General features: G+C 57.2%; 16 protein-coding genes. All 16 read left to right on the top strand.

Annotation, left to right across the window (positions count from 1 at the left end; translation table 11 throughout):
- Positions 1-277 precede the first annotated feature (277 nt).
- The 16 genes from AC2FAJ_RS18805 (at position 278) to AC2FAJ_RS18730 (ending at position 24325) form a co-directional block, all read left to right on the top strand.
- Positions 278-5230 (top strand): alpha-2-macroglobulin family protein, encoded by a 4953-nt coding sequence (locus tag AC2FAJ_RS18805; protein WP_485454402.1) that lies wholly within the window; start codon positions 278-280, stop codon positions 5228-5230.
- A 1-nt stretch (position 5231) separates the two neighbouring features.
- Positions 5232-7559: a peptidoglycan glycosyltransferase PbpC gene (gene pbpC / locus AC2FAJ_RS18800; RefSeq protein ID WP_485454401.1), complete on the top strand. Its 2328-nt coding sequence runs from the start codon at positions 5232-5234 to the stop codon at positions 7557-7559.
- A gap of 88 nt (positions 7560-7647) precedes the next feature.
- On the top strand, positions 7648-10026 hold the full coding sequence (locus tag AC2FAJ_RS18795; RefSeq protein WP_485454400.1) for a DMSO/selenate family reductase complex A subunit: 2379 nt from the start codon (positions 7648-7650) through the stop codon (positions 10024-10026).
- On the top strand, positions 10023-10652 hold the full coding sequence (locus AC2FAJ_RS18790; protein ID WP_003860631.1) for a DMSO/selenate family reductase complex B subunit: 630 nt from the start codon (positions 10023-10025) through the stop codon (positions 10650-10652). Before AC2FAJ_RS18795 ends, AC2FAJ_RS18790 begins: the two co-directional genes overlap by 4 nt.
- Complete coding sequence (locus AC2FAJ_RS18785; RefSeq protein ID WP_028014064.1) at positions 10645-11433, top strand: dimethyl sulfoxide reductase anchor subunit family protein; 789 nt, start codon at positions 10645-10647, stop codon at positions 11431-11433. Before AC2FAJ_RS18790 ends, AC2FAJ_RS18785 begins: the two co-directional genes overlap by 8 nt.
- A complete protein-coding gene (locus AC2FAJ_RS18780; RefSeq protein ID WP_319880473.1) occupies positions 11433-12308 on the top strand; it encodes a 4Fe-4S binding protein in 876 nt (291 codons plus the stop codon). Before AC2FAJ_RS18785 ends, AC2FAJ_RS18780 begins: the two co-directional genes overlap by 1 nt.
- A 123-nt stretch (positions 12309-12431) precedes the next feature.
- Complete coding sequence (gene ndk, locus AC2FAJ_RS18775) at positions 12432-12863, top strand: nucleoside-diphosphate kinase (RefSeq protein ID WP_003860625.1); 432 nt, start codon at positions 12432-12434, stop codon at positions 12861-12863.
- A 147-nt stretch (positions 12864-13010) separates the two neighbouring features.
- Positions 13011-14177: a dual-specificity RNA methyltransferase RlmN gene (gene rlmN / locus AC2FAJ_RS18770; RefSeq protein WP_060572529.1), complete on the top strand. Its 1167-nt coding sequence runs from the start codon at positions 13011-13013 to the stop codon at positions 14175-14177.
- A 291-nt stretch (positions 14178-14468) separates the two neighbouring features.
- Entirely contained in the window at positions 14469-15476 is a 1008-nt protein-coding gene (gene rodZ, locus AC2FAJ_RS18765; RefSeq protein WP_045260189.1) for a cytoskeleton protein RodZ, read from the top strand.
- A gap of 26 nt (positions 15477-15502) precedes the next feature.
- Complete coding sequence (gene ispG, locus AC2FAJ_RS18760; protein WP_025757688.1) at positions 15503-16621, top strand: flavodoxin-dependent (E)-4-hydroxy-3-methylbut-2-enyl-diphosphate synthase; 1119 nt, start codon at positions 15503-15505, stop codon at positions 16619-16621.
- Between the two features lie 80 nt (positions 16622-16701).
- Positions 16702-17976 (top strand): histidine--tRNA ligase, encoded by a 1275-nt coding sequence (hisS, locus tag AC2FAJ_RS18755; protein ID WP_028014060.1) that lies wholly within the window; start codon positions 16702-16704, stop codon positions 17974-17976.
- A gap of 13 nt (positions 17977-17989) precedes the next feature.
- Positions 17990-18610, top strand: a complete 621-nt coding sequence (locus AC2FAJ_RS18750; protein ID WP_028014059.1) for a YfgM family protein — start codon at positions 17990-17992, stop codon at positions 18608-18610.
- 10 nt (positions 18611-18620) lie between these two features.
- On the top strand, positions 18621-19799 hold the full coding sequence (bamB, locus tag AC2FAJ_RS18745) for an outer membrane protein assembly factor BamB (RefSeq protein WP_028014058.1): 1179 nt from the start codon (positions 18621-18623) through the stop codon (positions 19797-19799).
- 112 nt (positions 19800-19911) lie between these two features.
- Positions 19912-21387 (top strand): ribosome biogenesis GTPase Der, encoded by a 1476-nt coding sequence (gene der, locus AC2FAJ_RS18740; RefSeq protein WP_028014057.1) that lies wholly within the window; start codon positions 19912-19914, stop codon positions 21385-21387.
- A gap of 300 nt (positions 21388-21687) precedes the next feature.
- Positions 21688-23232, top strand: coding sequence for a peptide MFS transporter (locus AC2FAJ_RS18735; protein WP_041908728.1), 1545 nt, complete (start codon positions 21688-21690; stop codon positions 23230-23232).
- 58 nt (positions 23233-23290) lie between these two features.
- Positions 23291-24325, top strand: a complete 1035-nt coding sequence (locus tag AC2FAJ_RS18730) for a Gfo/Idh/MocA family oxidoreductase (RefSeq protein WP_485454399.1) — start codon at positions 23291-23293, stop codon at positions 24323-24325.
- Positions 24326-24344: the final 19 nt, after the last annotated feature.

Below are 24344 nucleotides of genomic sequence, written 5' to 3'. Positions count from 1 at the left end.
CTTTTTGAACCGCGCACTCGGGGTGCGTCATGGTCATAAAACTAGCAGGCTCTGAGCGAACATATCCAGCTATCTTCTTGTTTTAAAAACAAATGACGTAAAAGGTAACATGTGACGTTATGCGTTGTGATCGCGGTTCCATCCCGGTGTAGCGGCGTGATGCCATTCTGCGAGGCGCTTTCCAGATTCTTAAATTGGACTTTTTGTATTAACGAAACTTGCGGATAATACTTATCCGGACGACGACCAACAGGCCCCCTCAGGCCAGGGACACAGGATGAAACCGTTTCGCTTAGCCGCGATCTCTCTCGCGCTGCTCACCACCTTTACGCTTGTCGGCTGTGATAACAGCGACGATAAACCTCAGGCTGCGGCTCCCGCAGCATCCACCGCATCAACACCGAAAGCCGCGGAAAAGCCCGACGCTGAAAAGCTGGCTAAAATGGCCGCCCAGAGTCAGGGAAAAGCGCTGACTCTGCTTGATGCGTCTGAGGTGCAACTGGACGGCGCCGCTACGCTGGTGCTGACCTTCTCTGTCCCGCTGGATCCGGAACAGGATTTCGCGAAGACGGTTCACGTCGTGGATAAGAAAAGCGGCAAAGTTGACGGGGCGTGGGAACTTGCGCCTAACCTGAAAGAGCTGCGCCTGCGCCATCTGGAGCCAAACCGTAATCTGGTTATCACCGTGGATCGTGGCCTGGTGGCGCTGAACAAAGCGACCTTTGGCATTGATTATGAAAAAGCCCTGACCACGCGAGATATAGAGCCGACGGTCGGTTTTGCCAGCCGCGGCTCGCTGCTGCCGGGCAAGGTGGTGGAAGGGCTGCCGGTTATGGCGCTCAACGTCAACAATGTGGACGTCAATTTCTACCGCGTGAAGCCGGAATCGCTGGCCTCGTTTGTCAGCCAGTGGGAGTACCGCAACTCGCTGACCAACTGGGAATCTGACAATCTGCTGAAGATGGCGGAACTGGTCTATACCGGTCGTTTTGACCTCAACCCGGCGCGCAACACGCGTGAAAAACTGCTCCTGCCGCTTAAAGATATCAAGCCGCTTCAGCAGTCCGGCGTTTATATCGCCGTCATGAACCAGGCAGGGCACTACAACTACAGCAATGCCGCAACGCTCTTTACCCTGAGCGATATCGGTTTGTCTGCTCACCGCTATCATAACCGGCTGGACATTTTCACCCAGAGCCTGGAAAACGGTGCGGCGCAGTCCGGCGTCACCGTCACGCTGCTGAATGACAAAGGTCAGACGCTCGCCGAAGCCAGCAGCGACGCCGACGGCCATGCGAAGCTTGAAACAGACAAAGAAGCCGCGCTGATCCTCGCCAGCAAAGACGGCCAGACTACGCTGCTCGATCTCAAGCTCCCAGCGCTCGACCTGGCAGAGTTCGACATCGCCGGTAGCCCCGGCTTCAGCAAGCAATTCTTTATGTTTGGCCCACGCGATCTTTATCGTCCGGGTGAAACGGTGATTCTTAACGGCCTGCTGCGCGACAGCGACGGAAAACCGCTTCCCGATCAGCCCGTGAAGCTTGACGTGCTGCGCCCGGAAGGCCAGGTGGCACGCACGATCGTTGTTCAGCCTGAGAACGGCCTCTACCGCTTCAACTACCCGCTGGATAGCGGCGCGCAGACCGGCATGTGGCATATTCGCGCCAATACGGGCGATAACCAGCAGCGCCTGTGGGATTTCCACGTCGAAGATTTTATGCCCGAGCGTATGGCGCTCAATCTGACGGGACAAAAAGCACCGGTTTCCCCACAGGATGAGGTGGACTTCAACATCGTGGGCTATTACCTGTATGGCGCTCCGGCCAACGGCAATTCTCTTCAGGGCCAGCTTTTCCTGCGTCCGCTGCGTGAGGCCGTTGCTGCGCTGCCCGGCTTCCAGTTTGGTGATATTGCGGAAGAAAACCTGAGCCGCAGTCTGGATGAAGTGCAGCTTACGCTGGATGAGCAGGGGCACGGGCAGGTCACCATCGAAAGCCAGTGGAAAGAGGTACACTCTCCTCTGCAGCTGATCCTGCAGGCGAGCCTGCTGGAATCAGGCGGTCGTCCGGTGACGCGCCGCGCGGAGCAGGCTATCTGGCCGGCGGCGCAACTGCCGGGTATCCGTCCGCAGTTCGCCAGTAAGGCGGTCTACGACTACCGTACCGATACCACCGTCAACCAACCGATCGTCGACGAGAACGGTAACGCCAGCTTTGACATCGTCTATGCCGATGCCAGCGGCGCGAAAAAAGCGGTATCCGGTTTGCAGGTACGCCTGATCCGTGAACGCCGCGACTATTTCTGGAACTGGTCCGAGAGCGAAGGCTGGCAGTCTCAGTTTGATCAAAAAGATCTGATTGAGGGCGAGCAGGAGCTTAGCCTTAAGGCCGATGAAACCGGCAAAGTCACCTTCCCGGTGGAGTGGGGCTCATACCGTCTGGAGGTGAAAGCGCCTGATGATGTGGTCAGCAGCGTGCGCTTCTGGGCAGGTTACAGCTGGCAGGATAACAGCGACGGCACGGGTGCGGCGCGCCCTGACCGCGTGACCCTGAAACTGGATAAACCGGCCTATCAGCCAGGCGATACCATCCAGCTGCACATTGCAGCGCCAGCCGCAGGCAAGGGCTATGTGATGATCGAGTCCAGCGAAGGGCCGCTGTGGTGGAAAGAGATCGACGTACCGGCAAACGGGCTCGATCTTTCCATTCCGGTGGATAAAGCCTGGAAACGTCACGATCTCTATCTCAGTACGCTGGTGGTGCGTCCTGGCGATAAATCCAAATCCGCCACGCCGAAGCGCGCGGTTGGTCTGCTGCATCTGCCGATGGGCGACGAAAATCGCCGCCTGAACATTGCGCTGGATAACCCGCAAAAAATGCGTCCAAACCAGACGCTCTCTGTGAAGGTGAAGGCCAGCGTGAAAGAGGGGGCGGTTCCGCAGAAAGTGAACGTGCTGGTGTCGGCGGTGGACAGCGGCGTGCTGAACATTACCGATTACGTTACGCCAGATCCATGGCAAGCCTTCTTCGGCCAGAAGCGTTACGGCGCGGATATCTATGATATCTACGGCCAGGTCATTGAAGGGCAGGGCCGCATGGCCGCGCTGCGTTTCGGTGGTGACGGCGATGAACTCAAGCGCGGCGGTAAACCGCCGGTGAACCACGTCACCATTATTGCCCAACAGGCTCAGCCGGTTACGCTGGATGCCAACGGAGAAGGCACCGTTACGCTGCCGATTGGTGATTTCAACGGCGAACTGCGTCTGATGGCGCAGGCGTGGACGGAAGATGATTTCGGCAGTAGCGAAAGCAAGGTTGTGGTGGCCGCGCCGGTTATTACCGAGCTTAATACTCCGCGCTTCCTGGCAAGTGGAGATACCTCACGGCTGACGCTGGATCTCACTAACCTGACCGACAAACCGCAATCGCTGAACGTCGCCCTGAGCGCGGCAGGCAAACTGTCACTGGAAGGCGCGCAGCCTCAGCCTGTCCAGCTCCCACCGGGGGCGCGCAGCACGCTGTTTATTCCGGTGCGCGCACTGGACGGTTATGGTGACGGTGAAGTGACCGCGCATGTGACCGGCCTGCAGCTTCCGGGCGAAACCTTCGCACCGCAGCAGAAAAGCTGGAAAATTGGCGTACGTCCGGCATTCCCGGCGCAGACGGTCAATACCGGTGCCATGCTGAACCCGGGAGAATCCTGGACCGCACCGGCGCAGCACAGCAACGGTTTCTCTCCCGCCACTCTGCAGGGACAACTGCTGCTGAGCGGCAAACCACCGCTCAACCTGGCGCGCTATATTCGTGAACTGCAGGCGTATCCGTATGGCTGCCTGGAGCAGACCACCAGCGGCCTGTTCCCGTCACTCTATACTAACGCCGCGCAGCTTACCGCGCTTGGTATAAAAGGAGATACCGATGACAAGCGCCGTGCTGCCATTGATATCGGGATCTCCCGTCTGCTGCAGATGCAGCGTGATGATGGCGGTTTTGCCTTGTGGGATAAAAACGGGCCTGAAGAGTACTGGCTGACCGCCTATGTGACTGACTTCCTGGTGCGCGCGGGCGAGCAGGGTTATAGCGTACCTGCCGATGCGGTGAACAACGCCAACAACCGACTGCTGCGCTATCTGCAGGATCCGGGCATGATGTCTATCCGCTACAGCGACGACACCCAGGCCAGCAAATTTGCCGTGCAGGCGTATGCCTCGCTGGTGCTGGCGCGTCAGCAAAAAGCCCCGCTGGGCGCGCTGCGTGAAATCTGGGATCGCCACGCTCAGGCCGCCTCCGGGCTGCCGCTGATGCAGCTGGGTATGGCGCTCAAACTGATGGGCGACGCGCCGCGCAGCCAGCAGGCGCTGGATCTGGCGCTCAAAACGCCGCGCAACGACAGCAAAACATGGATGGCCGATTACGGCAGCCCGCTTCGCGATAACGCGCTGATGCTCTCCCTTCTGGAGGAGTATAAATTGCTGCCGGATGCGCAAAATACGCTGCTGATTGCTCTTTCTGAACAGGCATTCAGCCAGCGCTGGTTGTCCACTCAGGAGAGCAACGCGCTGTTCCTGGCCGGACGTTCGCTGCAAACTCTGTCCGGTGCATGGCAGGCGAAAACCTCAATGTCAGATTCCGCATCAGGTGGCGATAAAGCGCAGGTACAAAACGTAAGCGGCGACCAGCTTGGTGCGCTTCAGGTAACCAATACCGGAACGACACCGCTCTGGGTACGTTTGGACAGCACCGGTTATCCGGAATATGCCCCTCAGCCGAGCTCGAACGTGCTGCAGGTCGAACGTCATATCCTGGCAACCGACGGCAGTACGAAATCACTCTCTTCGCTGAAGAGCGGCGAGCTGGTGCTGGTGTGGCTGGAGGTTAAAGCCAGCCAGAACGTGCCGGATGCGCTGGTTGTGGATCTCCTCCCGGCTGGTCTGGAGCTGGAAAACCAGAACCTGGCGAGCAGCAGCGCAAGCCTGCAGGACAGCGGCAGCGAAGTGCAGAACCTGCTCAGCCAGATGCAGCAGGCGGACATTCAGCACATGGAGTTCCGCGACGACCGCTTTGTGGCCGCCGTGCCGGTAAACGAAGGTCAGCCGGTTACGCTGGTTTATCTGGCCCGTGCCGTAACGCCGGGCACCTACCAGGTGCCGGTTCCGATGGTGGAGTCTATGTACGTTCCGCAGTGGCGGGCAACGGGTGCGGCCAGCGGCCCGCTGATTGTTGTTCCGTAATATGTTGATAGCGCGTCTGACACGCTCCCGCTGGCTTTGGCTGGCGGGAGCGCTTCTCGTTTTAGGGGGGCTGATTGTCGCCGCCGACCGCCTGTGGCCGCTGCCTCTGAAAGAGGTTAACCCCGCACGAGTTGTGGTGGACGAGAAGGGCGCGCCGCTCTGGCGTTTTGCCGACAGCGAAGGCATCTGGCGCTACCCGGTGACCATTGAAGAGGTTTCTCCCCGTTATCTTGAGGCTCTGATCCAGTACGAAGATCGCTGGTTCTGGGAGCATCCGGGCGTAAACCCGCTCTCTGTCCTGCGCGCCGCCTGGCAGGATCTCAGTTCCGGAAGAGTGGTTTCGGGAGGAAGCACGCTTACCATGCAGGTGGCACGCCTGCTGGATCCGCATCCGCGCACCTTTGGCGGCAAAATTCGTCAGCTCTGGCGGGCGATGCAGCTGGAATGGCACCTCTCTAAGCGTGACATTCTTACGCTCTATCTCAATCGTGCTCCGTTTGGTGGCACGCTGCAGGGCGTGGGAGCAGCAAGCTGGACCTACCTTGGGAAACCCCCGTCGCAGCTGAGCTACTCCGACGCGGCGTTGCTGGCGGTACTGCCGCAGGCACCCAGCCGTCTGCGCCCGGATCGCTGGCCCGAGCGGGCCGAAGCGGCACGCAACAAAGTGCTCGATCGCATGATGATTCAGGGCGTCTGGTCAGCAAAGCAGGTGAAGGAGTCCCGTGAAGAGCCTGTATGGCTGGCTCCCCGGCAGATGCCGCAACTGGCGCCGCTCTTTGCACGCATGATGCTCGGCAAAAGCCGCGACACAAAAATTGTCACTACGCTGGATGCCGGACTGCAACGGCAGCTGGAAGAGCTGGCGATGAACTGGAAATCCCGCCTGCCGGCACGCAGTTCGCTGGCGATGATAGTGGTCGATCATACCGACATGAAGGTGCGCTGCTGGGTCGGCTCGGTGGATATCAATGATGACACGCGTTTCAGCCATGTGGATATGGTTAACGCGATCCGATCCCCGGGCTCGGTGTTGAAACCGTTTATCTACGGTATGGCGCTGGATGATGGCCTGATCCATCCCGCCTCGCTGCTTCAGGACGTGCCCAGAAAAACCGGTGATTATCGCCCGGGAAATTTTGACAGCGGGTTCCACGGGCCGGTCAGCATGAGTGAAGCGCTGGTGCGCTCGCTCAACCTGCCAGCCGTCCAGGTGCTGGAAGCCTACGGTCCCAAACGGTTTGCCGGGATGCTGAGTAACGCAGGCCTCCCGCTGATCCTGCCTGCCGGAGCGCAGCCGAATCTGTCGCTGATCCTGGGGGGCGCAGGCGCGAGGCTGGCGGATATCGCCGCCGCGTACAGCGCCTTTGCAAGGCATGGAAAGGCGGGCCGGCTGCGCTTACAGCCGGGCGACCCGCTAACTGAACGCCCACTGTTATCGCCAGGTTCGGCGTGGATTATTCGCCGTATTCTGGCGAATGAAGCGCAGCCGCTGCCGGACAGTGCACTGCCGCAAATTGCGCCGCTGGCGTGGAAAACGGGCACCAGCTATGGCTACCGCGATGCCTGGGCCATCGGTCTCAATGCCCGGTATGTAATAGGTATCTGGACAGGGCGACCTGACGGCACGCCGGTAGCGGGGCAGTTTGGTTTTGCCAGCGCGGTTCCGCTATTAAACCAGGTGAATAACCTGCTTCAGTCACGCTCGACAATAGACGAGGCCCGCCTGCCGCGCGATCCGCGCCCGGAAAGCGTTGGGCGGGGCGTGATCTGCTGGCCGGGCGGCCAGTCGCTACCGGAAGGCAGTGAAAACTGTCGACGTCGCCTGTCGACCTGGCTGCTCGAAGGGAGTGAACCACCCACGCTGCTGCTGCCGGAACAGGAAGGTATTCGCGGCATTCGTTTCCCGGTCTGGCTGGATAAAACGGGCAAGCGTGTGGCGGCAGATTGCCCTGATGCCACAGAAAAAGTTCTCGACGTCTGGCCGCTGCCGCTGGAGCCGTGGCTGCCCGCAGCGGAAAAAAGGGCTGCGCGTCTTCCAGCGAGATCGACGCTCTGCCCGCCGCTGGATAATAACAATGCAGCACCGCTTATGATTTCGGGTATCAGAGAGGGGGCTGTTATTAAGCGACTCCCTGGTGAAGGGAACGTGACGCTATCTGTTATTACGACTGGAGGAGAAGGTGGGCGCTGGTGGTTTTTAAATGGAGAACCGTTAGAAGGCCGCAATAATACTCATTCATTAAAATTATATTTGCCTGGCGAATATCAATTACTTGTAATAGATGACTCAGGACAAACGGCGACGGTGAATTTTGAATTAGACCGTTAAGTGTTACCCCCGAAGAGTTAGTTTGATAATTATCAATATTCGTTCCTGAAAAAAAACGAGAATGCGTTTTTATTTTAAGGAACGAGCAATGAAGAAAAATAAAAATCAGGGAGAGGGGCTTATTCCCGCGCTATCCCGGCGTCATTTTATTCAGGCAGGGTCGGCGCTTGCCGCCCTTCCTTTTGTAGCGACAACAGGTAAAGCACAGGCACAGAGTGCAGCGGCAACACACGCGACGCCTGAAGAAAAAGTGGTGCAAACCTGCAGCACGTTTGACTGCGGCGGTAAATGTGATATTCGCGCTCACGTCAGCGAGGGCGTAGTCACGAGAATTTCAACGCGTCCGGATAATGAACTGGATCCTCAAATGCCTGTTATGCGCGCCTGCGTTCGTGGCCGCGCTTATCGGAAATTTGTTTATCATCCCGATCGGCTTAAATATCCAATGAAACGCGTGGGTAAACGTGGTGAAGGAAAATTCGAGCGTATTACCTGGGATGAAGCCACCACGCTTATTGCGAATCAATTAAAAAAGATTACACAAAAATACGGCGCTGCCTCACGCTATGTGCATGTGGGCACTGCGGTATCCGGCGGAACGTTTTCCGGCGATAAAATGGTTCGTCGTCTGCTCAACTTAACCGGCGGCTATCTTGAAAGCTATCACTCGGTCAGTATGGGCAACACGGCGGCAGCCACGCCGTATACCTACGGCACCGCCGCCAGCGGCAGCTCTCTGGACACGCTGCTGGATACCAAACTGGTCATTCTCTGGGGACATAACCCGACGGAAACGATCTTTGGTCACAGCAACTACTTCTATCAGAAGATGAAGCAAAACGGCACGCGCTTTATCGTTGTCGATCCGCGCTATTCCGATACGGTTTCCTCTCTTGCCGACCAGTGGATCCCGCTGCTTCCCACAACAGACAACGCCCTGATGGACGCCATGATGTACACGATCGTCACGGAGAATCTGCACGATCGCGACTTCATCCAGCGCTATACCCTGGGCTTTGACGAAGCATCCATGCCGGAAGGCGTTCCGGCCAATGAATCCCTGATGGCTTATCTGAGCGGCGCAAAAGATGGCGTGGCGAAAACGCCCGAGTGGGCAGAGAAAATCACCCACGTGCCTGCGCAGACCATTCGTCAGCTGGCGCGCGACTACGCAACCACCAAACCCGCCGCGCTGATCCAGGGCTGGGGACCGCAGCGCCATAACTGCGGCGAGCGCACCGCGCGCGGCTCGACGTTACTGGCAACGCTGACGGGTAACGTTGGGGTGAAGGGCGGCTGGGCGGCAGGCTATGGCGGCTGCGCTAATCGTAAATTTGCTGCCGGGCCGGAGATGCCGGATAACCCGGTAAAAGCCAAAATATCGGTGATGAACTGGGTGCAGGCCGCCGATGATGCTTCTAAGGTAACGGCGGAAGACGGCCTGAAGGATGCAGAGAAGCTGGACAGCAATATCCGCATCCTCTTCTCGCTGGCGGGAAATTATCTGGCTAACCAGAACCCGGATCTGCATCAGGCGACGCGCGTGCTGGAAGACGAGTCGAAAATCGAGTTTATCGTCGCAAGCGATCTGTTTATGACGCCGAGCGCCCGATACGCCGATCTTCTCCTGCCGGAAACCAGCTTTATGGAACGCTGGAATATCGGCGAAACCTGGGGCACGGCAAGCTATCTGATCCTGTCGGAAAAGCTGATTGAACCTGAATTCGAACGCCGTTCAGACTACGACTGGCTGCGGGAAGTTGCTGCTAAGCTTGGCGTCGAACCTGCATTCAGCGAGGGCCGAGACGAAAAAGCGTGGATTGAGCACATCTGGGAGCAGACGCGGCTCTCCATGCCAGATGAAAACCTGCCGGACTTCGCGACGCTACAAAAGACGCGCCAGCATCTTTTCAAAAGCGCGCCGTTCGTCGCTTTTGAAGACAATATTCGCGATCCGCAAAATCATCCGTTCCCGACGCCGTCCGGGAAAATTGAGATCTTCTCGAAGCGTCTGTACGACATGCACCATCCGGAGATTCCGGCGCTGTCGCACTACGTGCCCGCCCACGAAGGGCCGGAAGACGAACTGGCGAAAACCTTCCCGCTGCAGCTGATCACCTGGAAAGGGAAAAACCGTGCTAACTCAACCCAGTACGCCAACCCGTGGCTGATTGAGGCGCAGCAGCAAAAGCTGTGGATTAACCCGCAGGACGCGCAAAAGCGCGGCATTTCCCAGGGGGATACCGTGCGCATTCATAACGCGCGCGGCATTTGTGAAATTCCGGCTGAAGTCACGCCGCGCATCATTCCGGGCGTTGTTGCCATGCAGGCAGGCGCCTGGTGGCAGCCGGACGAACAGGGCGTCGATAAAGGCGGCTGCGCGAACGTGCTCAGCTCTGCCCGTATTACCGCGCTTGCGAAAGGGAATTCCCATCAAACCATGCTGGTGGAGGTAACTAAAGCATGAGTCAGTTTAAACACTACGCGCCGGTGAGCGATAAACAGCTGGGTTTCTATATTGACTCTTCCCGCTGCTCGGGCTGCAAGGCATGCCAGGTGGCGTGCAAAGACAAAAACAACCTTGAGGTCGGACGTCGTTTCCGTCGCGTATACGAAGTCAACGGCGGGAATTTCATCCCAACCGGGCAGGGCGGCGTTAGCAACAATGTTTTTGCCTACACGCTCTCTATTTCCTGTAACCATTGTGCGGACCCGATCTGCACCAAAAACTGTCCGACCACCGCAATGCACAAGCGTCCGGGCGACGGCATCGTGCGCGTCGATACTGACAAGTGCGTTGGCTGCGGCTACTGTGCGTGGTCTTGCCCTTACGGCGCGCCACAGCTCAACGAGCAGACCGGGCAGATGTCCAAATGCGATTTTTGCGTGGATCTGCAGGCGAAGGGCGAGCAGCCCGTCTGCGTGGCAACCTGTCCGCTTGAGGCGATCAAATTTGGGCCTATTGATGAACTTCGGGCGAAATACGGTGCGGTATGCGATGTGAAGGGCTTGCCGGATTCCTCGATTACAAAACCGAACCTGGTGATCAAAGCGCATCAGGGCGCAGAGAAAGAGGGGAAACGTCATGCATGAGTTACCGCTGCTGATTTTTACGCTGTTCCTGCAGGGATCGGTTGGCGTGACGCTCTGGCTGGCGTTCGGGGGGGCGCATACTACACCGCGTAGCGCGCTGCTGCCTGCCGCTGGGGCGTTTGTACTGGCGAGCCTGGGGCTGCTCGCCTCAGCGCTGCATATGGGCTATCCGCTCAACGCCCTGAACGCGCTACGCCACGTCTCCAGCTCGTGGCTGAGCCGCGAGATTATCTTCGCCAGCCTTTACCTGGCGGCGCTTGGCCTCGCCGTGCTGCTGATGTTTTCCAATAAGCCTGGCTGGAAGCTGCTTTTGGCCGTGGCGGGTCTTGTCGGGCTGGTGGACGTGTTCTGCATGGCACAAATCTACATGCACGCGTCCGTGGTGACCTGGCAGCACATTAACACGCTGGTACTGTTTATCGGCTCGGTGGGTATCATCGGTTCAGCCTGCATGGCAGTTGGGATGCGTTCCCAGACTACCCTGCGTGCGGCGGTTGTCATTATCACGCTGGTGGTGCTTGTGCGTCTGGTGATGCAGCCCGTCTGGCTGGCAGACATCACTGCCATGGACAATACCGTGGTGACGTTCCCTCACGCACCGCTACGGATGCTCGAACAGCTGCGCGCGGTACATCTGCTGAGCTGGTGCGTGTCCGTTGCAGGTATGCTCTGCTTTGCTGCGGGCGGCCTGAAAGCGGCGCGCGGCACGCTGCTGCTGGGCAGCGCCTTGCTGATTGTGGGTGAGCTGATGCTGCGCTTCGTTTTCTTCAGTATTGGCTGATGGGCAGATTGACGTTTGCCCCGGCGATGGACGTGACGCATGCGTGCGTCCGTCACCGTTTTCGCCACGCTTCCTGCTGCGCCTGCGCGGACGTTTGTCCAGCGCAGGCTTTTTCTTTTACGGAAACCGGCGTCTCGGTTGATGAAAATCGCTGTATTGAATGCGGTGACTGCCTGTTCGTCTGCCCCTCCGGGGCCATTACCGGCATCGCGCCGCGAAAGCGATTTCTGCGTGGAGATACCCTTGTTGGGCCTTTTACTGAACGCGCACCTGGGGTGAATGAGCTGCTGCTGTGGCACGCGCAACGCCAGGTTCGTTTTATCAGTATCGACGCAGAGCAATACCCTGACTGGCTGCTGGCGCTTGCCCGGCTTAATCTTGCGCTTCGTCGCCGTGGTGAAGCGGAGTGGGGGTTTAAGCTCATACCGATCGGCGAGGTGAATATCGCTCGTCGTGCGTTGATGCACGTTCCCCGCGAGGATGTAAAAGCCTGTCGCGTTTCCCCGGGGCCGCGGGAGCTGCGCAGGGCATTCTCGACGTTTAGCGAGTCAGATATCGCACTCGATATTAATAAGTGCGTGCTGTGCGGTGCGTGCTGGCGAAGCTGCCCGGAAAACGCGATTCGATTTGAGAACGCCGCGCTGGTGGTGGAGACCGGGTGCTGTACCGGCTGCGGTGGCTGTGAGGCAGTATGTCAGCACGAGGCGATAAACGTCGCAGAAACAGATGGACCGGCAAAAAACGTGGCCACTCCCGCATATAAATCAGTTTGCCTGACGTGCCAGCGCCAGTTCTGGTCATTTACGCCTGATGAAAAGCAGTGCCCGCTCTGTTTACGCCATCAACACGGTATGCGAAATCCTGCCTGTTGCTAATCTTCGTCTCATTTTAAAAAAATGTTATGCAGAACCATAGGCAATGGCGCTATTGCTCTTTATAATCCGCGCCACACCATACTCAGGTATGCAAAACAACAGAACATTTTACAGAGGTTATCAATGGCTATTGAACGTACTTTTTCCATCATCAAACCAAACGCGGTGGCAAAAAACGTTATTGGCAGCATCTTCGCTCGCTTTGAATCAGCAGGGTTTAAGATCGTTGGCACCAAAATGCTGCACCTGACCGTTGAGCAGGCTCGCGGTTTCTACGCTGAGCACGAAGGTCGTCCATTCTTTGACGGCCTGGTGGAGTTCATGACCTCCGGTCCAATCGTGGTCTCCGTGCTGGAAGGCGAAAACGCGGTACAGCGTCACCGCGATCTGCTGGGTGCAACCAACCCGGACAACGCGCTGGCAGGTACCCTGCGCGCTGACTACGCGGACAGCTTCACCGAGAACGGCACCCACGGTTCCGACTCCGTTGAGTCTGCCGCACGCGAAATCGCGTTCTTCTTCGCTGAAGGCGAAGTGTGCCCGCGCACTCGCTAATAATTTCGTAAATGCCGCGTGCAAACGTGGCATCCCTGCGCCAGACTTTGTACAATGCAACGCCCCGGACGAGCAGACTGCTTACCGGGGCGTTTCTTTTCAACCCACCAAGGGCCACAACGTGTAACAACGAGGCCGGAAAAAATTATGTCTGAACTAGTGAATACCTCCGAAGTCGCCATTCCTGCGGTTCCCAATAAAAATGGAAAAATTAACCTGCTGGACCTGAACCGTCAGCAGATGCGCGAGTTCTTTAAAGATATGGGTGAGAAGCCGTTTCGTGCCGATCAGGTAATGAAATGGATGTACCACTACTGCAGCGACAACTTTGATGAGATGACCGACATCAACAAAGTGCTGCGCAACAAGCTCAAAGAAGTGGCTGAAATCCGCGCGCCGGAGGTGGTGGAAGAGCAGCGCTCGGCAGACGGCACCATCAAATGGGCGATTGCCGTAGGCGATCAGCGCGTTGAAACCGTCTACATCCCGGAAGACGATCGTGCCACGCTGTGCGTCTCTTCTCAGGTGGGCTGTGCGCTGGAGTGCAAATTCTGCTCTACGGCTCAGCAAGGTTTTAACCGTAACCTTCGCGTGTCTGAAATCATCGGTCAGGTCTGGCGCGCCGCGAAAATCGTGGGTGCAGCAAAAGTGACCGGCACGCGTCCGATCACCAACGTGGTAATGATGGGGATGGGCGAACCGCTGCTGAACCTGACCAACGTGGTGCCGGCGATGGAAATCATGCTGGATGACTTCGGTTTTGGCCTGTCCAAGCGCCGCGTGACGCTGTCTACCTCAGGCGTTGTGCCTGCGCTGGATAAGCTCGGCGACATGATTGACGTTGCGCTGGCTATCTCCCTGCACGCGCCAAACGATGAAATTCGTGACGAAATTGTACCGATTAACAAAAAGTACAATATCGAAACCTTCCTCGCTGCCGTGCGTCGCTACCTGGAGAAATCCAACGCAAACCAGGGCCGCGTCACCATCGAGTACGTGATGCTGGACCACGTCAACGACGGTACTGAGCACGCGCATCAGCTGGCTGAACTGCTGAAGGATACGCCATGCAAAATCAACCTGATCCCATGGAACCCGTTCCCGGGCGCGCCGTATGGCCGTAGCTCGAACAGCCGTATCGACCGTTTCTCCAAGGTGCTGATGGAGTATGGTTTCACCACCATCGTGCGTAAAACCCGCGGTGATGATATTGATGCTGCATGCGGACAGTTGGCCGGTGACGTCATTGACCGTACCAAACGTACCCTGCGTAAACGCATGCAGGGCGAGACTATTGCGGTTAAACCTGTTTGATTATTATGCATCACGGCGCATTATCTACGCTGTGATGCATAATCTGACTGAATAATCAGTCAGATTCGTGACGTTTGATTAATAATTACGGTGCGTTTCATATGAGTTTCGGGCAGTATGTAACGACGTAACAACAGTTTAGCCACGCGGGCAGAGCTGCACTGTCATCTACCGGCTGACAGTCTTATACTGTCTGTTCAAGGTTAACTGACCTGAAGTTTCGCGGTGCGGGCGGCATTGTGACTCACCGGCACCTGAACCCTTTTTTTCACGTACCAGTAGTTGTAGCGAATGAATACTGAAGCCACTCACGACCAACATGAAGCACTCTCCACTGGCGTTCGTCTTCGCAACGCCCGTGAACAACTCGGACTCAGCCAGCAAGCTGTTGCAGAACGCTTGTGCCTGAAAGTTTCCACGGTTCGCGATATTGAAGAAGATAAGGCGCCTGCCGATCTGGCTTCAACATTTCTGCGCGGCTATATCCGCTCTTACGCAAAACTGGTGCACATCCCCGAAAACGAATTACTGCCAATGATGGAGAAGCAGGCACCGGTTCGTGCAGCAAAAGTTGCCCCGATGCAAACTTTCTCCCTGGGGAAACGTCGTAAAAAACGTGATGGCTGGCTGATGAGCTTTACCTGGCTGGTGCTGTTTGTTGTTGTCGGCCTGACCGGCGCATGGTGGTGGCAAAACCACAAGGCGCAGCAGGAAGAGATCACCACTATGGCCGATCAATCCTCCGCTGAACTCAATCAGGCGAGCAATGGTGGTGCCCAGAGCGTTCCGCTGAACACCGACGGTGCGGCGGCCTCAAGCGAGCCGCAAACAACGGCTCCGGCAACCGATGCAGCACAGGCTCCGGCCGCAACGGCGAACACCGCTGCGCCTCAGGCTCAGGATCAAAACGCGGTCGTCGCCCCTTCTCAGGCAAATGTCGATACTGCGGCGAACGCCCCTGCACCGACTCAGCCGGCGAACAACGCCGCGGCGTCCCTGCCGACCGACCCGGCGGCAACCGCCGCGCCAGCCGCCGATCCAAACGCGCTGGTGATGAACTTCACGGCCGACTGTTGGCTGGAAGTGACTGACGCGACAGGTAAAAAACTGTTCAGCGGCCTGCAGCGGAAAGATGGCACGTTAAACCTAACGGGTCAGGCACCTTACAAACTTAAAATCGGCGCTCCGGCAGCGGTACAGATCCAGTATCAAGGAAAACCTGTCGACCTGAGCCGCTTTATCAGAACTAACCAGGTTGCACGTCTTACCGTTAATGCCGAACAATCAGCAGCACAGTAACAGACGGGCAACGCGGGAGATTTTTCATGCATAACCAGGCTCCGATTCAACGTAGAAAATCGAAACGGATTTACGTTGGGAATGTGCCAGTCGGCGATGGGGCACCTATCGCCGTCCAGTCGATGACCAATACGCGCACCACGGATGTGGAAGCAACGGTCAACCAAATCAAAGCATTAGAGCGTGTAGGCGCGGACATTGTTCGCGTCTCAGTGCCCACGATGGATGCCGCTGAGGCGTTCAAGCTGATCAAACAGCAGGTCAGCGTGCCGCTGGTTGCAGATATCCACTTCGACTACCGTATCGCGCTGAAAGTTGCTGAATACGGCGTTGATTGCCTGCGTATTAACCCGGGCAACATCGGCAATGAAGAACGCATTCGCATGGTGGTTGACTGCGCCCGCGACAAAAACATTCCAATCCGTATCGGCGTGAACGCCGGCTCTCTGGAAAAAGATCTGCAGGAAAAGTATGGCGAGCCAACGCCGCAGGCGCTGCTCGAATCCGCCATGCGTCACGTCGATCATCTGGATCGTCTTAACTTCGATCAGTTCAAGGTCAGCGTTAAAGCCTCTGACGTTTTCCTGGCCGTTGAATCGTATCGTCTGCTGGCAAAACAGATCGACCAGCCTCTGCATCTCGGGATAACCGAAGCGGGCGGCCTGCGTAGCGGTTCGGTGAAGTCTGCGATCGGCCTGGGCCTGCTGCTCTCCGAAGGGATCGGCGACACCCTGCGCGTCTCGCTGGCGGCGGATCCGGTAGAAGAGATCAAGGTCGGTTTCGATATTCTGAAATCGCTGCGTATCCGCTCGCGTGGGATCAACTTCATTGCCTGCCCAACCTGTTCGCGTCAGGAATTTGACGTGATCGGCACGGTGAATGCCCTGGAGCAGCGTCTGGAAGACATCATCACCCCGATGGACGTCTCCATCATCGGCTGTGTCGTGAACGGTCCGGGTGAAGCGCTGGTCTCAACCCTGGGCGTAACCGGCGGTAACAAGAAAAGTGGTCTCTATGAAGATGGCGTTCGTAAAGATCGTCTGGATAATAGCGACATGATTGACCAGCTTGAAGCCCGCATCCGCGCCAAAGCCGCGATGATGGACGAGACACAGCGCATCAGCGTTCAGCAGGTTGAAAAATAACGTGATGGGAAGCGTGCCGCTTCCCATGTATGATTGAACCCATTCTTTGGGTTTTTTTTGTATATAGAAAGAGAATAAACGTGGCAAAAAACATTCAAGCCATCCGCGGCATGAACGATTACCTGCCTGGCGAAACCGCCATCTGGCAGCGCATTGAAGGCACGCTGAAGCAGGTGCTCGGCAGCTACGGTTACAGCGAAATCCGTTTGCCGATTGTAGAGCAGACCCCGTTATTCAAACGCGCGATCGGTGAAGTGACCGACGTGGTTGAAAAAGAGATGTACACCTTTGAGGACCGCAACGGCGACAGCCTGACCCTGCGTCCGGAAGGTACGGCGGGCTGCGTACGCGCCGGCATCGAACATGGTCTTCTGTACAATCAGGAGCAGCGCCTGTGGTATATCGGCCCGATGTTCCGCCACGAACGTCCGCAGAAAGGTCGTTATCGCCAGTTTAACCAGCTGGGTGTGGAAGTCTTTGGCCTGCAGGGCCCGGACATCGATGCCGAACTGATTATGCTGACCGCCCGCTGGTGGCGCGCCCTCGGTATCTCTGAGCACGTTTCGCTGGAACTGAACTCAATCGGTTCTCTGGAAGCGCGCGCTAACTACCGCGATGCGCTGGTGGCGTTCCTGGAGCAGCATAAAGAGAAGCTGGACGAAGACTGCAAACGTCGCATGTACAGCAACCCGCTGCGCGTGCTGGATTCCAAAAACCCTGATGTTCAGGCGCTGCTGAACGATGCCCCTGCGCTGGGTGACTACCTGGACGACGAGTCTCGCGAACACTTTACCGGCCTGTGCAAGCTGCTCGAAGCGGCGGGCATTGCCTACACCGTGAACCAGCGTCTGGTGCGCGGTCTGGACTACTACAACCGCACCGTGTTTGAGTGGGTAACCACCAGCCTCGGTTCTCAGGGCACCGTGTGTGCCGGCGGCCGTTATGACGGTCTGGTTGAGCAACTGGGTGGTCGTGCGGCGCCTGCGGTTGGCTTCGCGATGGGTCTTGAGCGACTTGTTTTGCTGGTTCAGGCAGTTAATCCGGAATTTAAAGCAGATTCCGTTGTCGATATATACCTGGTGGCTTCAGGCGCGGAAACGCAGTCTGCGGCGATGCAGCTTGCCGAACGCGTGCGCGATGCGCTGCCGGGCGTTAAGCTGATGACCAACCATGGCGGCGGCAACTTCAAAAAACAGTTTGCTCGTGCCGATAAGTGGGGCGCAAGTATTGCACTGGTGCTGGGCGAGTCCGAAGTGGCTAACGGCGAAGTGGTTGTAAAAGACCTGCGCTCTGGTGAGCAGACAACGGTAACGCAGGACGGCGTTGCGGCGCACTTGCGCACTCTATTGGGCTAAGGAGAAAGACGGCGTGGAAATGTACGAGAACGAACACGATCAGGTCGACGCGATTAAACGCTTCTTTGCTGAAAACGGCAAAGCGCTGGTTGTTGGGGTTATTTTAGGTGTGGGTGCGCTGGTGGGCTGGCGTTACTGGAACAACCATCAGGCGGATTCCGCGCGCGGCGCGTCCCTGTCCTATGAAAATACCGTTAGCGCGATTCGTGCCGACCAGCCGCAAACGCTGGCTGCGGCAGAGAAATTTGCCGCTGACAACAAAAACACCTACGGTGCGCTGGCAGCGCTGGAAGTGGCTCAGCAGTACGTTGATAAAAACGAACTGGATAAAGCCGCTGCTCAGCTGTCTCAGGGCCTTGCTGCTGCCAGCGATGAAAACCTGAAAGCGGTGATCAATCTGCGCCTGGCACGTATTCAGGTTCAGCAGAAAAAAGCTGACGACGCGCTGAAAACGCTCGATACCATCAAAGGCGAAGGTTTTGCTGCCATCGTTGCCGATCTGCGCGGTGAAGCACTGCTGAGCAAAGGTGACAAAGCGGGCGCGCGTAAAGCGTGGCAAGCTGGCGTAGAGAGCAAAGCGTCACCTGCGCTGAGCGAAATGATGCAGATGAAAATAAATAATTTGTCCGTCTGAGAGGGACCCGATGCAATTGCGTAAATTACTTCTGCCAGGACTGCTTTCTGTTACGTTATTAAGTGGTTGTTCACTGTTCAGTGGCGAAGAAGACGTTGTGAAAATGTCCCCACTGCCGACGGTTGAAAACCAGTTTACCCCATCCACCGCGTGGGATGTCTCCGTGGGCAGTGGGATTGGTGATTTCTATTCCAACCTTCATCCTGCGTATGCAGACAGCGTTGTCTATGCCGCTGACCGCAAAGGTACCGTGAAAGCGGTGAACGCCGATGACGGGAAAGAAGTGTGGTCCGTTAACCTGGCGGAAAAAGACGGCTGGTTCTCCCGTAAACCTGCACTGCTGTCTGGCGGCCTGACCGTTTCCGGTGGGCATGTCTACGTGGGCAGCGAAAAAGCGCAGGTTTACGCGCTGAATGCCAGCGATGGTTCTGTTGCATGGCAGACCGCCGTAGCCGGTGAATCCTTGTCACGTCCGGTCGTGAGCGACGGGCTGGTGCTGATCCATACCAGCAACGGCCAGCTGCAGGCGCTGAATGAAGCGGACGGCCTGGTGAAATGGACCGTTAACCTGGATATGCCAGCGCTGTCTCTGCGCGGTGAATCCGCACCTGCAACCGCATTTGGCGCTGCCATTGTGGGTGGTGACAACGGTCGCGTGAGTGCCGTGCTGATGCAGCAGGGCCAGATGATCTGGCAGCAGCGTATCTCGCAGGCCACTGGCTCAACTGAAATCGACCGCCTGAGCGACGTAGATACTACTCCGGTTATCGTTGACGGTGTGGTTTACGCCCTGGCCTATAACGGCAACCTGACCGCGCTGGACCTGCGCAGCGGCCAGATCATGTGGAAACGTGAGCTGGGCTCTGTGAATGATTTCATCGTGGACGGTAACCGCATCTATATGGTTGACCAGAACGATCGCCTGCTGGCGCTGAGCACCGAAGGCGGCGTGACGCTGTGGACGCAAAGCGATCTGCTGCACCGTCTGCTGACCGCGCCAGTGCTGTACAACGGTAGCCTGGTGGTTGGCGACAGCGAAGGCTATATGCACTGGGTTGATCCAGAGAATGGCCGCTTTGTGGCGCAGCAGAAAGTGGACGGTTCAGGCTTCCTGACCGACCCGGTTGTGGCTGACGGCAAACTGCTGATTCAGGCAAAAGACGGCACGTTGTACGCGATCACGCGTTAATTACCCGGCGGTTGTAGTATACTAAACGGCTCCTGTTCACTCAGGAGCCGTTTTGACATTTTTAAAAACGCCGCGAATGCGACGTTTATTTGAATTTTATGAGGCTTCAAACATGGTACCTGTGGTCGCGCTTGTCGGGCGCCCTAACGTTGGAAAATCCACTCTTTTTAACCGTTTAACACGCACCCGTGATGCGCTGGTTGCGGATTTCCCGGGGCTGACGCGTGACCGTAAGTACGGTCGTGCAGAGGTGGAAGGACGCGAGTTCATCTGTATTGATACCGGCGGTATTGATGGCACAGAAGACGGCGTTGAAACCCGCATGGCGGAACAGTCCTTGCTGGCGATTGAAGAAGCAGATGTTGTGCTGTTCATGGTGGATGCGCGCGCTGGCCTGATGCCGGCGGACTCCGCAATCGCTAAGCACCTGCGTTCTCGCGAAAAGCCAACTTTCCTGGTGGCGAACAAAACTGACGGCATCGATGCCGATCAGGCTATCGCGGACTTCTGGTCTCTGGGCATGGGGGATATCCACCCGATTGCGGCATCGCATGGCCGCGGTGTGACCAGCCTGCTGGAAACCGTTCTGCTGCCGTGGGTGGACGAAGTGAACCCGCCGGAAGAGGTGGACGAAGACGCCGCATACTGGGCGCAGTTCGAAGACGGTGAAGAGGGCGAAGAAGAAGAGCCTGAGGATGACTTCAACCCGCAGGATCTGCCGATCAAGCTGGCTATCGTCGGTCGTCCAAACGTAGGTAAGTCTACGCTTACTAACCGTATTCTGGGTGAAGAGCGCGTGGTGGTTTACGACATGCCGGGCACTACGCGTGACAGCATCTACATCCCGATGCAGCGCGATGAACGTGAGTATGTCCTCATCGACACCGCCGGTGTACGTAAGCGCGGAAAAATCACCGACGTGGTGGAAAAATTCTCCGTTATCAAAACCCTGCAGGCGATTGAAGATGCCAACGTGGTGCTGCTGGTCATCGACGCGCGCGAAGGTATCTCCGATCAGGATCTCTCTCTGCTCGGCTTTATCCTCAATAGTGGGCGCTCACTGGTCATCGTCGTCAACAAGTGGGACGGCCTGAGCAATGAAGTGCGCGAGCAGGTGAAAGAGACCCTGGACTTCCGTCTGGGCTTTATCGACTTTGCCCGCGTGCACTTTATCTCTGCGCTGCACGGCAGCGGCGTCGGTAACCTGTTCGAATCCGTGCGTGAAGCCTACGACAGCTCCACCCGTCGTCAGAGCACCGCCATGCTGACCCGTATCATGAATATGGCAGCGGAAGACCACCAGCCGCCGCTGGTGCGCGGTCGTCGCGTGAAGCTGAAATATGCCCACGCCGGTGGCTATAACCCGCCAATCGTGGTGATTCACGGCAACCAGGTGAAAGACCTGCCGGATTCCTACAAGCGCTACCTGATGAACTACTTCCGTAAATCGCTGGACGTGATGGGCACGCCTATTCGTATCCAGTTTAAGGAAGGGGAAAACCCGTTCGCCAACAAGCGCAACACCCTGACGCCGAACCAGATGCGTAAGCGTAAGCGTTTGATTAAGCACATTAAGAAAAGCAAATAATCATTGCCGATCTCAAAAAGGCCCGCGTTTATCGCGGGCTTTTTTTTGGCCCAATCATACCGTCGGTTCTCTCTGTGTGAAGTCAATCACTATTCACTCCCAACCATCTTTAAATCCAGAAAAGTAGACAATCGTCGAATTTTCATCTTAAAGTCCCTGGTCCGGTACTAGACAAAACTAGCGACTGGTTATCAAATGGTTAACTAACTTTTCGCCGCATGTAAAAAATCGGTCAGATACGTAACTGGCCGGCGTACCTGCTGGTGTTTACAAGCACGACACATACCTTTCGGGAGAATTATGCAATCCTCTGTTAATCAAAAAGAGAGCCGAACCTTCTTCGGCCATCCTTATCCGCTCGGTTCGCTGTTCTTTACCGAGATGTGGGAGCGTTTCTCGTTCTACGGCATTCGCCCGCTGCTGATCCTGTTTATGGCCGCCACCGTCTATGACGGCGGGATGGGGCTGGCGCGCGAAAACGCCTCGGCGATTGTCGGTATTTTTGCCGGCACCATGTACCTGGCCGCACTCCCGGGCGGCTGGCTGGCGGATAACTGGCTCGGCCAGCAGAGAGCCGTCTGGTACGGTTCGATTCTGATCGCGCTCGGCCACCTGTCGATTGCGCTGTCGGCTATCATGGGCAACAACCTGTTCTTTATCGGCCTGATGTTCATCGTGCTCGGCTCTGGCCTGTTCAAAACCTGTATCTCGGTGATGGTCGGCACCCTGTATAAAAAAGGCGATGCGCGTCGTGACGGCGGTTTCTCGCTGTTCTACATGGGCATTAATATGGGCTCGTTCATCGCCCCGTTGATTTCCGGCTGGCTGATCAAAACCCACGGCTGGCACTGGGGCTTTGGTATTGGCGGCATCGGGATGCTGGTGGCGCTGATTATCTTCCGCGTGTTTGCGGTTCCGGCGATGAAGCGCTACGACAGCGAAGTCGGTCTGGACTCGACATGGAACAGCCCGGTGGTGAAGCGCAACGGCGTGGGCGTCTGGCTGCTGGCGCTGGCGGCAGGCGTGGCAACGCTCGTGACGCTGATCGCGCAGGGCGTGATTGTCATTAACCCGGTCGCGGTAGCCAGCGTGCTGGTCTACGTAATTGCGGCGTCTGTTGCCCTCTACTTCATCTACCTGTTCATCTTCGCGGGCCTGAACCGCAAAGAGCGCGCCAGGCTGCTGGTCTGCTTTATTCTGCTGGTCTCCGCCGCGTTCTTCTGGTCCGCGTTTGAGCAGAAGCCAACCTCGTTCAACCTGTTTGCCAACGACTACACTAACCGCATGATCGGTGATTTTGAAATTCCGGCGGTATGGTTCCAGTCGATCAACGCCCTGTTCATCATCCTGCTGGCCCCGGTGTTCAGCTGGGCATGGCCAAAGCTCGCGAGCATGAACATTCGCCCGAGCAGCATCACCAAGTTTGTTATCGGTATTCTGTGTGCGGCAGCGGGCTTTGGCCTGATGATGCTGGCGGCACAGAACGTGCTGAGCAACGGCGGGGCGGGCGTGTCGCCGTTCTGGCTGGTGGGCAGTATCTTGATGCTGACGCTGGGTGAGCTGTGCCTGAGCCCGATCGGTCTGGCGACCATGACCCTGCTGGCGCCGGAGAGAATGCGCGGCCAGATGATGGGGCTGTGGTTCTGCGCCAGCGCGCTGGGTAACCTGGCGGCGGGCCTGATTGGCGGTCACGTGAAGGCCGACCAGCTGGATATGCTGCCGGATCTCTTCGCGCGCTGCTCCATCGCGCTGCTGATTTGTGCCGCAGTGCTGATCGTCCTCATTGTTCCGGTGCGCCGCATGCTGGAAAATGCACAAACTAAACCGGCAGCTAGCGCCTCATAAACCTCAGTGTGCCGGGGCAGGCGTTATGCCCCGGCACTGTACTTCCTGAGGTGAAACCATGCAGTTAGGATTTGTTGGTCTTGGTGCGGTAGTGGAAACAGCCTATCTGCCCGCACTACGTAATCTGTTCGATGGCGCTGTTCGTTGTTTCGGCTTTGATGTTCTCCCCGCAAAGCACCCTGAAGGCGTTACGCGCTGCGCCTCGCTTGCTGCGCTTTTAGCCACCCCGCTGGATACCCTTTTTATTACCACCGCATCGCTGCACCACCTTGAGGTGCTTGAGCTGGCGATTGCCTCGCCGGTTCCGCGGATTGTGATTGAAAAACCGATTGTCGCCACGCTTCCTCAAATCGAAAAACTCAACACGCTGCTGGCAACACCCGGCGTGGCGTCCCGCGTGCTGGCGCTCGACCACTGGATGGCGCGCATCGAAACGGTGAAGCGGTCGCTGGTCGGCCATATATCTGACATTGCCAGAATCGAAGGTTTTTTGCAGGAGCCGAGCGGATATAACGCCGCAGGGGAACCCATCGCGCTCAATTTCGCGACCGGAGAACCGGATACCAGAACGCTTCGCCACCCGGACGGCGTGATTCTGGATATCGGAACGCACGTGCTGGCGATGCTGCGTGAAACGCTGCGCTATCTGGGCGGTCAGGACGATATGACGCTGCAGATGGTAACGGCTAAAGACCGCCTGGGCCACGATATTGCAAAGGGTGACCTGACCACCGCGGAAGGCGAGGCGCACTTGCAGGGAACCATCAGCGGCGTGCCGGTGGGCATCTGGCTTAATAAATACGCGGGACCCGCGGGCGGGCAAAAGGGCCTGCGTCTCTATTTACGCGACGGGCGCATTATCAACTACGACCGACGCGGTGCGGAAGATGTGCTGGAGCTAGTTAAAGGTAAGACTATTCAGCGCTGGCATATCCCCGGCACGATCTACGAACGCTGTCTTGCCGGACATATTCTTGGCGCAAACAGTCTGTTTAAGCGCGATCCGCAGGAGGTGAGCCGCACAACGCGCCGCAGGATCGATGAGGTGGCGCTGCTGCTGACCTTGCAGCAACAGTTGCGTGGCCCGCACTGAAGACGTGGTAAAATTATCG

The organism is Enterobacter cloacae complex sp. 385G4, assembly GCF_057320665.1.
The sequence above is the reverse complement of the archived record's forward strand: the minus strand, read 5'-3'. Positions and strand labels throughout refer to the sequence as shown.